The sequence below is a fragment of the Microbacterium aureliae genome (assembly GCF_054780155.1).
Genome location: NZ_BAAGWW010000001.1, coordinates 141412 through 154643 on the forward strand (window position 1 = coordinate 141412; position 13232 = coordinate 154643).

The window sequence follows — 13232 nt, forward strand, 5'->3', positions numbered from 1 at the left end:
GATCAGACCGGCTGACCCGCCAGCTCCCGCGCCGCCAGCACGCGCTCGTCGCGTGTCTTCATGCCCGGCTCGTTCTCGCGCAGCAGCGAGTACAGCGGCGCGGCGACGAAGATCGTCGAGTACGCCGCGACGATCGTCCCGACGAAGATCGACAGCGAGATGTCGGTGAGCGTCTGCGCGCCCAGCCACAGCGCGCCGATGAACAGGATCGCCCCGGTGGGAAGCACGGCGACGACCGTGGTGTTGATCGAGCGGACCAGGGTCTGGTTGACGCCGAGGTTCACCGATTCGCCGAACGTGCGGCCGGAGACTTCGCCGTCCTCGCTGGTGTTCTCGCGGATCTTGTCGAACACCACGGTGGTGTCGTAGAGCGCGTACGAGAGGATCGTCAGGAAGCCGATCACGGCCGCCGGCGAGATCTCGAAGCCGAACAGCGCGTAGATGCCGACCGTGATGACGAGCACGTCCACCAGGCCGATGATCGCGGCGATCGACATCTTCACCGTGCGGAAGTACAGCGCCAGGATCAGGAAGGTCAGGGCGAGGAAGATCGCCAGGCCCCACAGCGACTGCCGGGTGACGTCGGCTCCCCAGCTGGGGCCGATGAAGGAGTAGCTGACCTCGTCGCCGGGCACCTGGTAGGCGTCGGCGAGGGCCGCGGTGACCTCACGGCTCTCGGCATCCGTCATCTGATCGGTCTGCACGCGGATGGTGTCCTCGCCGACCGTGACGACCTTGGTCGTGGCGCCCGGGACGACCGTGCGGACGGCGTCGGTGGCCACCGCCTGGTCTGCCTCGGCCACGCCGCTGACGGTGAACTGCGAGCCGCCGGTGAACTCGATCGAGAACTGGATCGGCCGCACCAGCGGCACGAGGGCGGACCCGATCACCAGGATCGCCGCGATGATGAACCACAGTCGCCGCTTGCCGACGAACGGGATGGACGTGCGACCGGTGTAGAGGTCGTTGCCGAACTGGCTCATGGAGCGCATCAGCGGTCCCCCTCGGTGTCGTTCGTGCGCTTCTTGCCGCCGTCTGCCGCCGCCAGTTCGGCCTGCTTGCGCTCGGCGATGGTCTGCCGGCGCACCGCCTCGCCGCGCGACTTCGACGCGCGACGGCCCGAGGGCGTGGTCGCCGTGGCGGCCACGGGTGCGCGGAACTGCGCGCGTCCGCGGTACACCGCGCCCAGGGCGGCCGGGTCCATGCCGGACAGCGGGTGGCCCGATCCGAAGAAGCGCGTGCGGGCCAGCAGCTGGAGCACGGGGTGGGTGAACAGGATGAAGATGAGGACGTCGATCGCCGTGGTGAGCCCGAGCGTGAACGCGAAGCCCTTCACGGTCGAGTCGGCGAGGATGTACAGCACGATCGCCGCGAGGACGTTGATCGACTTCGAGATGTAGATCGTGCGCTTGGCGCGTCCCCAGCCGTCCTCGACGGCGCTCGTGATCGACTTGCCGTCGCGGAGCTCGTCGCGGATGCGCTCGAAGTAGACGATGAAGGAGTCCGCCGTGAAGCCGATCGTCACGATGAGGCCCGCGACACCGGCCAGCGACAGGCGGAAGCCCATGCGCCAGGCCAGGATGCAGAGGGTGACGTAGGTGAGGACGGCCATCACCGCCAGCGAGGCGATGATGATGAAGCCGAGCGCGCGGTAGACCACGAGCGAGTACAGCGCCACCAGCGCCAGGCCGATGAGACCCGCGATGAGGCCGATCTGCAGCTGCTGGGAACCGAGGGTGGCCGAGATGGAGTTGGAGCTCTCGACGGTGAAGCTCAGCGGCAGGGCGCCGTACTTGAGCTGGTCAGCGAGGACCTTCGCGGTCTCCTGCGTGAAGCTGCCGGTGATGCTGGGCTTGCCGTCCAGGATCACGCCGTTCATCGACGGCGCCGACAGCACCGAGCCGTCGAGCACGAACGCGAACTGGTTCAGCGGCGGCTGGGCCCCGTACAGGCGCTGGCTGATCTCGCCGAAGGTCTGCGTGCCCTCGCCGTCGAAGACGAGGTTGACCGCCCACAGGCCGTTGGTCTGCTGCAGGCCGAACGTGGCGTCGTTGATCGACGAGCCGTCCAGCTCGACCGGTCCGAGGATGTACTTCACGGTGCCGTCGGCGTCGCACGTGATCAGCGGCTCGTCGGTGGGCGCCGAGGCGGGGTCGTTGGCGGGGTCCGCGCAGTCGTACGCGAGGAACTCCGCCGACAGCCGCTCGGTGATCCACGACGGGTCGCTGCCGTTGGTGGGCGCGGCCGTGGGCGTCGCCGACAGCGTCTCGGCGGGTGTCGGATAGGGCGTGGCGTTGCCGTCCTCGCCGACGAACGTGTTGGCGGGCTCACCCGCCAGCAGGACCGCGCGCAGCTGCAGCTGGGCCGAGGCCTCGATGCGCTGACGAGTCTGCTCATCGGCCTGGCCGGGGATCTGGACGACGACGTTGTTGCCGCCCTCCGTGGTGACGTCGGCCTCGCCCACGCCCGACGCGTCCACGCGCTGGCGGATGATCGTGACCGCCTGGTTCATCTGCTCCGCAGAGGGCGCGGCGCCGTCCTCGGTCTGGGCCTGCAGGATGATCTGCGTGCCGCCCTGCAAGTCCAGGGCCAGCTCGGGAGTCCACGAGCTCTGCTGGAAGACGTGGACGCCGAGGGCGTTGATGCCGAACAGCACCGCGGTGACGGCCACGAGGCCGGTCAGGGCGCGCCAGGCATGCCGGACAGGGGTGGGTGTCGCCACGAGTCAGCTCTTTCCGTGCCCGAGGGCGCTCAGACGTTGGGCTTGCGGTCCGCGTCGGTGTCGGGCTCGATGGTGCCGCTGCCGTCGGTCAAGTCGGTGCCGGCGGGCTCCGCCGGGGCGACGTCGGCGTCGGCGACCGGCTCCGACGGCGACACGATGCGCAGGATGGCCTGGCTGTGGACCTTGATGTCCACTCCGGGCGCGATCTCGACGATGGCGGGCTGGTCCAGGTTGTCGGCGTCGTACGAAACGATCGTGCCGTAGAGACCGCCCTGCAGCAGGACCTCGGCGCCGGGGACCGTCTGGCGTGCGCGCTCCTCCTGCTCGAGCTTCTGCTTCTGCATCCGCCGGCGCGAGCTCCAGAACATGAAGACCAGGAGGACGGCGAGCAACAGGATGAGGCCGTAGTTGGCGAAGAAGTCGGCGAAGCTCATGGAGAAGGGGGCGCCTTTCGGTTCCGGCTCGCGCCAGAGCGGCACTGCCTGTGCAGGAGAAGGGGGCGGGCCGAAGCCCTCAGCGATTATAGGTCATCGATGTCGAGCATCGATTCCGGCGAGGGCACGCCGAGGTGGCGATAGGCCTCGGGAGTGGCCACTCGGCCCCGCGGCGTGCGCCCCATGAATCCGATGCGCACGAGGTAGGGCTCGACGACGGATTCGATCGTCTCGGCCTCCTCGCCCACCGTCACCGCGAGCGTGGACAGGCCCACGGGACCCCCGCGGAACCGGCGGATGAGCGCGTCGAGCACGGCGCGGTCCAGGCGGTCCAGGCCGATCGCGTCGACATCGTAGAGGTCCAGGGCGGCGTCGACGGTGGCGTGGTCGGCATCCCTCCCGTCGCCGTGCACGATCGTGTAGTCGCGCACGCGGCGCAGCAGCCTGTTCGCGATGCGCGGCGTCCCGCGGGACCGGCGCGCGATCTCGGCGCGCGCCGCCGGGGGGATGCCCACTCCGAGCATGATCGCGGAGCGCTCGATGACCCGCTCGAGCTCGGCGGGCTCGTAGTACTCCAGGTGCGCGGTGAATCCGAAGCGGTCCCGCAGCGGGTTGGGCAGCAGGCCCGACCGGGTGGTCGCCCCCACCAGCGTGAACGGCGCCAGATCCAGCGGGATGCTGGTGGCACCGGCGCCCTTGCCCACCATGATGTCGATGCGGAAGTCCTCCATCGCCAGGTACAGCATCTCTTCGGCGGAGCGGGCCATGCGGTGGACCTCGTCGATGAAGAGGACCTCGCCGGGCGTGAGGCTGGACAGCAGGGCCGCGAGGTCGCCGGCGTGCTGGATGGCCGGGCCGCTCGAGAGCCGCAGGGGCCGCTCGCTCTCGTGGGCGACGATCATCGCGAGAGTCGTCTTGCCCAGGCCTGGGGGGCCCGAGAGCAGGATGTGGTCGGCAGGCCGCTGCTGCAGGCGCGCGGCGTCCAGCAGCAGCTGGAGCTGACCGCGGACCTTCTGCTGGCCGACGAACTCCGACAGCGAGGACGGCCGCAGGGCGCCCTCGATCGCGAGCTCGGCGTCGTCGGTGGACTCGGCGGCGACGTCTCGCACGTCATCCATTCACGGTCTCCTTCCGGGCGGGGCCGAGCACCGCCAGCGTGCGACGCAGCAGCGCGGGCACCGAGGCGAGGTCGGCGTCGGACGCGTCCGCGACGACGCCTGCGACGGCGTCGGCGGCTACCCGCTCGGACCAGCCCAGCCCCGCGAGCGCGACCACGACCTGCGCCGAGACGTCGGCGGCTCGCGCGGCGGGGGCCGGACGCGTGCCCGCCGGAGCGGCCAGCTTGCCCGCCAGCTGCACGACGATGAGCTTGGCCGTCTTCGGGCCGATCCCCGACACGCGGCGGAACGGCGCGTCGTCGTCGTCGGCGACCGCGTCGGCGATCTGGGCCACCGTCAGCGAGGACAGCACGCCCAGAGCGGACTTCGGCCCGACGCCGGTGACGCCGAGTAGCAGCGTGAAGGCGGCGAGCTCGTCGCGCGAGGCGAACCCGTACAGCGCGAGCACGTCCTCGCGGACGATGAGCGTGGTGTGGAGCATCGCGGTGTGGCCCACCGCGAGCGACCGTGACTGCTGCGGCGTGACGGCGACGGCGAGGCCGACGCCGCCGACCTCGACGACGACCGACTCGTCCTCGATGTGGATGACGGTCCCCCGGACGGACGAGATCATGAGGCGAGCCTAGACGGGGTTTCGCAGGTTTGTTCGAGCGACACGCTCAGCGGCGGGACGCGCGCTCGGCGAGGGCCCACGCGCGCTGTGCCGGCGTCAGCGCCGACGCGCCCGCCGCGGAGCGCGCGGGCTGCCAGGCGTGGCACAGGGCGAGAGCCAGCGCGTCCGCGGCGTCGGCGGGTGTCGGCGGGGCGTCCAGCCGCAGGATGCGCGCGATCATCGCCTGAACCTGGCGCTTGTCCGCCGCGCCGTAGCCGGTCACCGCGGCCTTGATCTCGGTCGGGGTGTGCGTGGCCGCCGGAAGGCCCCGCTCCCCCGCGATCAGCAGTGCCACGCCGCTGGCCTGGGCCGTGCCCATCACCGAGTGCCGGTTGTGCTGCGAGAAAACCCGCTCCACGGCGACGACGTGCGGCTCGTGCTCGTCGATGACGGCGCGGATGCCGCGCGCGATCGCCGCGAGCCGCTCCTCGATCGGCGCGTCGGGAGCCGATCGGACGACCCCGACATGGACGAGGGTCGCCGAGCGGTCCGGCAGGACGTCGACCACGCCGACCCCGCAGCGCGTGAGCCCGGGGTCGACGCCGAGCACGCGCCGGGCGCCGCGGGCTGCTGACCTGTCCACCCGACCACCGTAGGCGTCCGCCGGGACACCGCCCGTCAGGCGCGCCCGGGGCTGCTAGTCGTCGGCCTCGAGCTCGGCCTGGACCTCGGGGGTCAGGTCGAAGTTGCTGAAGACGTTCTGCACGTCGTCGCTGTCCTCGAGCGCGTCGATGAGGCGGAACACCTTGCGGGCCGTCTCGGCGTCGACCTCGACCTTGAGGTTCGGGACGAACTCCACGTCGGCGGACTCGTAGTCGATGCCGGCGTCCTGCAGCGCCGTGCGGACGGTCACGAGGTCGCCCGCCTCGGTGATGACCTCGAAGCCCTGCGCGTGGGGTTCCACCTCTTCAGCGCCCGCTTCGAGGACGGCGAGCATCACGTCGTCCTCGCTGGTCCCCTCGCCCGACACGACGATGACGCCCTTGCGGGTGAAGTTGTAGGCGACGCTGCCGGGGTCGGCCAGCGTGCCGCCGTTGCGCGAGAGCGCCGTGCGCACCTCGGCCGCGGCGCGGTTCTTGTTGTCCGTGAGGCACTCGATCATCAGGGCGACCCCGTTGGGGCCGTATCCCTCGTACATGATCGTCTGGTACTCGACCGCGTCGCCCGAGACCCCCGCGCCGCGCTTGATGGCGCGATCGATGTTGTCGTTGGGGACCGACGTCTTCTTCGCCTTCTGGACGGCGTCGTAGAGGGTCGGGTTGCCTGCGAGGTCGGCACCGCCGAGCTTCGCGGCGACCTCGATGTTCTTGATGAGCTTGGCGAACGACTTGGCACGGCGCGCGTCGATGACGGCCTTCTTGTGCTTGGTCGTCGCCCACTTGGAGTGGCCGGACATGGGCTCCAGTCTAAATGGGCTCAGAGGGCGAATTCGAAGCCGAAGCGGGCGGCCAGGAGCGCCACCAGGTCGCGCGGGATCTTCGCGATGTACGCGGGCGCCGGTGCCAGGGTGTCGGCGCCGCCGATGAAGGGGAAATACACGGGGCCGTCCGTCTGAGCCTCGATGTCGTCACGGATCGCGGTGATCTCCGAGCCGATGCGGCGCAGCGCCGGCAGGGTGATCGGCGACGCCAGGCGCAGGGTGTCGCTCACCGGCATCCGCCAATGAGGGATGCGGGCGCCATGGCGCTCCCGCTCCTCATCGCCGAGCGGCCCGAGGATGCGGCCCCACGCGCCGATCCCGGGGACCGGAAGGGTGCGGTCCCACACGAAGAGGGTGTCGCCCGGCCGGGTCATCGCCACGAGCTCGTGGGACCACTCGAAGCGTCGCTCCGATCCCGCCTGCGGCGCGATCAGAGCCTCGCCGACGACGCCGCGCGAGGGCGCGATCATCCAGTACCGCTCCTCGGGCCGATCACGCCACCAGTCGTTGATCGTCATGTATGCAACCTAGCGGTCGGCCCCGTCGTTGAGGCGTCGCGCACCGCCGCGAGCAGGAGCCCGTGGAAGCGGTGCTCGCCGGTCACCTCGGGGTGGAACGCCGTGGCCAGCAGGGGCCCCTGGCGCACCGCCACGATGCGGCCGTCGTCGAGGCGGGCGATCGGCTCGACCCCCTCGCCGGTGTCGACCACCAGCGGAGCCCGGATGAAGGCCGCGTGCACCGGCGGGTCGCCGAGCACCTCGACCCGCAGGTCGGTCTCGAACGAGTCGACCTGGCTGCCGAAGGCGTTGCGGCGGACCGTCACGTCCAGCCCGCCGAAGGTCTGCTGGCCCTCGATGCCGTCGAGGATGCGATCGGCGAGGAGGATCATGCCGGCGCATGTGCCGTAGACCGGCATCCCGGCCGAGATCGCCGCCCGGATGGGCTGCTGCATCCCGAACGCGCGCGCGAGCTTGTCGATGACGCTCGACTCGCCGCCCGGGATCACCAGCCCGCGGACGGCCGCGAGCTCGTCGGGGCGGCGCACCGTGACGGCATCCGCCCCCAGGTGGTCGAGGACGCGAAGGTGCTCGCGCACGTCCCCCTGGAGGGCGAGGACGCCGATGCGGGGTCTGGCGGTCATCGGCGCCAGGTCACCAGCCGCGCTCGGCCAGGCGATGCGGGGCGGGCAGGTCGGCGACGTTGATGCCGACCATGGCCTCGCCGAGGCCGCGCGAGACGTCCGCGATGACCTTGGGGTCGTCGTAGAACGTGGTCGCCTTCACGATCGCGGCGGCCCGCTCGGCGGGGTTGCCCGACTTGAAGATGCCGGATCCGACGAACACGCCGTCGGCGCCCATCTGCATCATCATCGCCGCGTCCGCCGGGGTGGCGACGCCGCCGGCGACGAAGAGGACGACGGGGAGCTTGCCGGTCTCGGCGACCTCGGCGACGAGCTCGTACGGCGCCTGCAGCTCCTTGGCCGCGACGTACAGCTCGTCCTTGGTCATCGAGCGCAGGACGTTGATCTCGCCGGTGATCTTGCGGATGTGCTTGGTGGCCTCGGAGACGTCGCCGGTGCCGGCCTCGCCCTTGGAGCGGATCATCGCGGCGCCCTCGTTGATGCGGCGCAGCGCTTCGCCCAGATTGGTCGCCCCGCAGACGAAGGGGACGGTGAAGCCCCACTTGTCGATGTGGTTGACGTAGTCGGCCGGCGACAGCACCTCGGACTCGTCGATGTAGTCCACGCCGAGCTGCTGCAGCACCTGCGCCTCGACGAAGTGCCCGATGCGCGCCTTGGCCATCACCGGGATCGAGACGGCCTCGATGATGCCGTCGATCATGTCGGGGTCGCTCATCCGCGAGACGCCGCCCTGCGCGCGGATGTCCGCCGGCACGCGCTCGAGCGCCATGACCGCGACCGCGCCGGCGTCCTCGGCGATCCTGGCCTGCTCGGGGGTGACGACGTCCATGATGACGCCGCCCTTCAGCATCTCGGCGAGGCCGCGCTTGACGCGGGAGGAACCGGTGGCGGGTGCGGACATGACTACTCCTTGTTTGACCTATGCCAAAAGATAGCATGCCTGGTACATAGACTGTGGCCGGGAGGGCACGATGACGACACACGCCGAGATCTCGGGCTCGTCGGCGATCGAGATCGCCGAGAGCGTGCGCGAACTCAGCGACCGGGGCCTCCTGCGCCCGGGCGAGCTGCTGCCCTCGGTCCGCGACCTCGCCCACCGGCTCGGCGTCAACCGCAACACCGTCGTGGCCGCGTACCGGCAGCTCGCGCAGGCCGGTCTCGTGCGCTCACGCGGACGAGGAGGCACGCGCATCGCGGACCCGGATCCGATCGCCCAGGAGGGCTACGCGGCGGACACCGTGCTGCGCGACGTCGGCACCGGCAACCCCGATCCGGCCCTCATCCCCGACCCCTGGCCGGCCCTGTCGGGCATGGCCGGCCGGCCCGTGCTCTACGGCGAGCCCGTCATCGACGCGGCGCTGGAGGGCTGGGCCGATGCGTGGATGCGGGAGTCGGTGGATCCGGCGCTGGAGCTGCGGCTCACCGTCACCAGCGGGGCATCCGATGCCATCGAGCGGCTGCTCGCCCAGTCCCTCACCCGCGATGACGCCGTCGCCCTCGAGGACCCGTGCTTCCTGACGAGCAAGAACATCGTGCGGCAGGGCGGCTACCGCGCCGTCGCCGTGGCGGTCGACGACGAGGGCATGACGGTGACCGGGCTGCGCGCCGCGCTCGAGGCGGGCGTGCGCGCGGTGGTGTGCACCCCGCGCGCGCAGAACCCCACCGGGGCGAGCCTCACAGCCGAGCGCGCCCGAGCGCTGCGCGACGTGCTCCGCGACCACCCCTACGTGCTCGTCATCGAGGACGATCACTTCTCGATGCTCTCGGCGCGGGCGCACCACTCCCTCATCGGTCCGGGCCACCGGCGCTGGGCGCTCGTACGCTCCGTGTCGAAGTTCCTGGGCCCGGACATGTGCGTCGCGGTGACCGCATCGGATCCGGTGACCGCCGACCGCCTCGCGATGCGGCTGAGCCCGGGGACCACCTGGGTGAGTCATCTGCTGCAGCGGCTCGCCGTCGCGCTCCTGACGGACGAGACGGTGCGCGCCGGCATCCGCCGCGCAGGCGATCACTACGCCGAGCGCAACGCCGCCTTCTGCCGCGCCCTGCACGCCGAGGGGCTGAAGGTGGCGCCCGGGGACGGCCTCAGCGTGTGGGTGCCCCTTCCCGTGGCCGGACGCGACGTCGTCCCCCACCTGATGCGGCGCGGGTGGCTCGCGCGACCCGGCGAGGACTTCGTCCTGGGGGACGAGTCGGCCGCCCGGCACGTGCGGCTGACCGTCCACGACCTGGACGACGAGGGGCAGCAGCGGCTCGCGGCGGATCTGGCGGCGGCCGTCCGGGCCGCCGGCGGCGTCGTGGCATGATCGAGCGGTGAAGATCCTCTCGATCCAATCTGCGGTCGCCTACGGCCACGTCGGCAACTCCGCGGCGGTGTTCCCCCTGCAGCGCATCGGCGTCGAGGTGCTGCCGGTCTACACGGTCAACTTCTCCAACCACACCGGATACGGTGCCTGGCGGGGACCCCTCATCGCTCCGGAGCAGGTGCACGAGGTCATCCTCGGGATCGAGGAGCGCGGCGTCCTCGGCGACATCGATGTCGTCCTGTCGGGCTACCAGGGCAGCGAGGGGATCGCCGACGTGATCCTCGACGCCGTGGCGCGCGTGAAGGCCGCCAACCCCGGCGCGGTCTACGCGTGCGACCCGGTGATGGGCAACGCGACGTCCGGATGCTTCGTTGCTCCGGCGATCCCGGACCTGCTTCGCGATCGCGTGGTGCCGGCCGCCGACATCATCACCCCCAACCAGTTCGAGCTGGGGTTCCTCACGGGGATGCCGGTGGACACGCTCGAGCAGACGCTCGACGCGGTCGAGAGCGTGCGCGCCCGCGGCCCGCGAACCGTCCTGGTCACCAGCGTCGTGCGCCCCGGTGCGCCGGAAGGCTCGATCGAGATGCTGGTCGTGGACGACGACGGCGCCTGGATCGTGACGACGCCGCGGCTGCCCCTCAAGGCGAACGGCTCGGGGGACGTCACCGCGGCGCTGTTCACCGCCCACTACCGGCGCGAACGAGACGCCCGGGCGGCGCTGGCGCGTACGACCTCGAGCGTGTTCGACCTGCTGCAGGCGACGCTCGATTCGGGCGAGCGCGAGCTGCAGCTCATCGAGGCGCAGCAGTTCTATGCCGAGCCTCGCCTGCAGTTCGAGGTCGCGCGCCTGGGCTGAGCGCGCCCCGCCCCGGGATCAGGCCGGCCACGCCTCGGCGACGGCGGCGCGGACCTCGCCGAGCAGCTGCGGCAGGGCCTTCGTGCGGGCGATGATCGGGAAGAAGTTCGCGTCGGCCGACCAGCGGGGAACGACGTGCTGGTGCAGATGCTCGTCCACACCGGCCCCGGCCACCGCTCCCTGGTTCATGCCGATGTTGAACCCGTCGCACCGCGACACCTCGCGCAGCACCCGCATCGCGGTCTGGGTGAGGTCGCCGATCTCGGCCACCTCCTCAGCCGTCGCCTGGTCGTAGGTGGCGATGTGCCGGTACGGGCACACCAGCACGTGGCCGGAGTTGTAGGGGAAGAGGTTCAGCAGCACGTAGGCCGTCCGGCCGCGGGCGACGATGAGCCCGTCCGCGTCGGACTTGTCCGGCGCCGCGCAGAACGGGCACGTCTCGCGGAGCACCTCCGGCCCCGCCGCGATGTACGCCATGCGATGCGGCGTCCACAGGCGCTGGAAGCCGTCGGGGACCCCGGCCAGGTCGGCCTCGGTCTCGGTCCCGGTGTCGTGGACCTGCTCGCTCACGGCAGGTCCTCGGCGGTGTCGACGAGGACCTTGCCCTCGATGGCCCCCCGCACGCGGGCGACGGCCTCATCCACGGGGATGCCGTTGAGCTGGGTGCCGTCGCGGAAGCGGAAGGACACCGTCCCGGCGGAGCGGTCCTGCTCCCCCGCGATCAGCATGAGCGGCACCTTCTGGGTGGTGTGCGTGCGGATCTTCTTCTGCATCCGGTCATCGCTCAGATCGATCTCGGCGCGAACCTGCGCGCCGCGCAGGCGGTCGACGATCCCGCCCAGGTAGTCGGCGTACTCGTCCGCTACCGGGATGCCCATCACCTGCACCGGCGCCAGCCACACCGGGAACGCGCCGGCGTAGTGCTCGAGCAGGATCGCGAAGAAGCGCTCGATGGAGCCGAACAGCGCACGGTGGATCATGATCGGGCGATGCTTCTCGCCGTCCGAGCCGGTGTACTCCAGGCCGAAGCGCTCGGGCAGGTTCGGGTCGACCTGCACCGTGGACAGCTGCCACGTCCGGCCGATGGCGTCGCGCGTCTTGAGGTCGATCTTCGGCCCGTAGAAGGCGGCTTCGCCCGGAACCTCGGTGAGCTTGAGCCCACTGGCCAGGGCGACGTTGCGGAGGGCGTTCGTGGAGTAGTCCCAGAACTCCTCGGTCCCGATCCACTTGCCCTTCTCGTCATCGCGCATCGACAGCTCGAGCTCGAAGTCCTCCAGCCCGAAGTCGCGCAGCATCGAGATGACGAACTCCAGCACGCGCGTCGCCTCGCCCTCGAGCTGCTCGGGGGTGACGAACAGGTGCGAGTCGTCCTGCGTGAAACCGCGCACGCGGGTCAGCCCGTGCAGGGCGCCCGAGAGCTCGTTGCGGTACACCGTCCCGTTCTCGGCCAGCCGCATGGGCAGGTCCCGATAGCTGCGCGCGCGCTCCTTGTAGATCAGGATGTGCATCGGGCAGTTCATGGGCTTGAGGTAGTAGTCCTGGCCCTGCTTGACGACGTGACCGTCCTCGTCCACCTCTTCATCCATGCGGATCGGGGGGAACATGCCCTCCCGGTAGGTGACGAGGTGGTTGGAGGTCAGGAACAGATCCTCCTTCGAGATGTGCGGCGTGTACACGTAGGTGTAGCCGCCCTCGACGTGGCGACGGCGGGCGTGCTGCTCCATCTCGCCGCGGACGACACCGCCCTTGGGGTGCCACACCGACAGCCCAGAGCCGATCTCGTCCGGGAACGAGAAGAGGTCGAGCTCCTTGCCGAGCTTGCGGTGGTCGCGCTTGGCCGCCTCCTCGAGGCGGTGCTGATAGGCGCGCAGCTCGTCCTTGGTGGGCCACGCCGTGCCGTAGATGCGCTGCAGCTGCGGGTTCTTCTCGCTCCCGCGCCAGTAGGCGCCGGCGATGCGGGTGAGATCCCAGCCGTTGCCGACCATGCGGGTGCTCGGCACGTGGGGACCGCGGCAGAGGTCCTTCCACGCGGTCTCGCCGTCGCGGGTGACGTTGTCGTAGATCGTCAGCTCGCCGGCCCCCACCTCGACCGAGGCTCCCTCCGTCGAAGCGGCGCTGCCCTTCAGCCCGATCAGCTCGAGCTTGAACGGCTCGTCGACGAGCTCGGCGCGCGCCTCGTCCTCGGTGACGACGCGGCGCACGAAGCGCTGGCCCTCGCGGACGATGCGCTCCATCTCCTTCTTGATCGCCTTGAGGTCATCCGGGGTGAACGGCTCGGCGACGCCGAAGTCGTAGTAGAACCCGTTCTCGATCGGCGGACCGATGCCGAGGTTCGCCTGCGGCTTCACGCGCTGGACCGCCTGGGCCAGCACATGTGCCGTCGAGTGGCGCAGGATGTCCAGGCCGTCGGGGCTGTCCGCCGTCACCGGCTCGACGTCGTCCTCGGCGGTCACGGTCGTCGCGAGATCCATCAGCCGGCCGTTGACCCGCAGTGCGATCACGGTGCGGTCGGGGAAGAGGGCGAAGCCGTCGGCGGGGAAGGTCACGTCCGAGGGGACGGCGGCATCGGTCACAGCGAAT

Annotated in this window: 14 protein-coding genes; 2 read left to right on the forward strand and 12 right to left on the reverse strand. The window is 70.7% G+C overall.

Going from position 1 to position 13232, the window contains the following annotated elements; all coding sequences use genetic code 11:
• Positions 1-2: 2 nt before the first annotated feature.
• From secF to pdxS, 10 genes are all read right to left on the reverse strand, one after another.
• Positions 3-992 (reverse strand): protein translocase subunit SecF, encoded by a 990-nt coding sequence (gene secF / locus ACYVF4_RS00715; protein ID WP_460718766.1) that lies wholly within the window; start codon positions 990-992, stop codon positions 3-5.
• Positions 992-2722 (reverse strand): protein translocase subunit SecD, encoded by a 1731-nt coding sequence (gene secD / locus ACYVF4_RS00720; RefSeq protein ID WP_460718768.1) that lies wholly within the window; start codon positions 2720-2722, stop codon positions 992-994. The genes secF and secD overlap by 1 nt, the downstream gene beginning before the upstream one ends.
• 29 nt (positions 2723-2751) lie before the next feature.
• On the reverse strand, positions 2752-3156 hold the full coding sequence (locus ACYVF4_RS00725; protein WP_460718770.1) for a preprotein translocase subunit YajC: 405 nt from the start codon (positions 3154-3156) through the stop codon (positions 2752-2754).
• An 86-nt stretch (positions 3157-3242) separates the two neighbouring features.
• Positions 3243-4274: a Holliday junction branch migration DNA helicase RuvB gene (ruvB, locus tag ACYVF4_RS00730; RefSeq protein WP_460718772.1), complete on the reverse strand. Its 1032-nt coding sequence runs from the start codon at positions 4272-4274 to the stop codon at positions 3243-3245.
• Entirely contained in the window at positions 4267-4887 is a 621-nt protein-coding gene (gene ruvA, locus ACYVF4_RS00735) for a Holliday junction branch migration protein RuvA (protein WP_460718774.1), read from the reverse strand. Before ruvA ends, ruvB begins: the two co-directional genes overlap by 8 nt.
• A 46-nt stretch (positions 4888-4933) precedes the next feature.
• A complete protein-coding gene (gene ruvC, locus ACYVF4_RS00740) occupies positions 4934-5509 on the reverse strand; it encodes a crossover junction endodeoxyribonuclease RuvC (protein WP_460718776.1) in 576 nt (191 codons plus the stop codon).
• A gap of 54 nt (positions 5510-5563) precedes the next feature.
• The gene (locus tag ACYVF4_RS00745; protein ID WP_460718778.1) at positions 5564-6322 is read right to left on the reverse strand and encodes a YebC/PmpR family DNA-binding transcriptional regulator; all 759 of its coding nucleotides are present in this window, start codon (positions 6320-6322) and stop codon (positions 5564-5566) included.
• Between the two features lie 20 nt (positions 6323-6342).
• Entirely contained in the window at positions 6343-6864 is a 522-nt protein-coding gene (locus ACYVF4_RS00750) for a hypothetical protein (protein WP_460718780.1), read from the reverse strand.
• A complete protein-coding gene (pdxT, locus tag ACYVF4_RS00755; protein WP_460718782.1) occupies positions 6861-7487 on the reverse strand; it encodes a pyridoxal 5'-phosphate synthase glutaminase subunit PdxT in 627 nt (208 codons plus the stop codon). The genes ACYVF4_RS00750 and pdxT overlap by 4 nt, the downstream gene beginning before the upstream one ends.
• Before the next feature lie 10 nt (positions 7488-7497).
• Positions 7498-8388, reverse strand: a complete 891-nt coding sequence (pdxS, locus tag ACYVF4_RS00760; protein WP_460718784.1) for a pyridoxal 5'-phosphate synthase lyase subunit PdxS — start codon at positions 8386-8388, stop codon at positions 7498-7500.
• Positions 8389-8458: 70 nt separating this feature from the next.
• On the opposite strand from pdxS, the gene ACYVF4_RS00765 reads away from it, so the two are divergent.
• Complete coding sequence (locus ACYVF4_RS00765) at positions 8459-9793, forward strand: aminotransferase class I/II-fold pyridoxal phosphate-dependent enzyme (protein WP_460718786.1); 1335 nt, start codon at positions 8459-8461, stop codon at positions 9791-9793.
• A gap of 7 nt (positions 9794-9800) precedes the next feature.
• The gene (gene pdxY, locus ACYVF4_RS00770; RefSeq protein ID WP_460718788.1) at positions 9801-10652 is read left to right on the forward strand and encodes a pyridoxal kinase PdxY; all 852 of its coding nucleotides are present in this window, start codon (positions 9801-9803) and stop codon (positions 10650-10652) included.
• 18 nt (positions 10653-10670) lie between these two features.
• Here the strand turns inward: pdxY and ACYVF4_RS00775 are convergent, their stop codons facing one another.
• Together ACYVF4_RS00775 and thrS are read right to left on the reverse strand one after the other, a co-directional pair.
• On the reverse strand, positions 10671-11222 hold the full coding sequence (locus ACYVF4_RS00775; RefSeq protein WP_460718789.1) for an HIT family protein: 552 nt from the start codon (positions 11220-11222) through the stop codon (positions 10671-10673).
• A complete protein-coding gene (gene thrS / locus ACYVF4_RS00780; RefSeq protein ID WP_460718791.1) occupies positions 11219-13225 on the reverse strand; it encodes a threonine--tRNA ligase in 2007 nt (668 codons plus the stop codon). Before thrS ends, ACYVF4_RS00775 begins: the two co-directional genes overlap by 4 nt.
• Between the last annotated feature and the right edge of the window lie 7 nt (positions 13226-13232).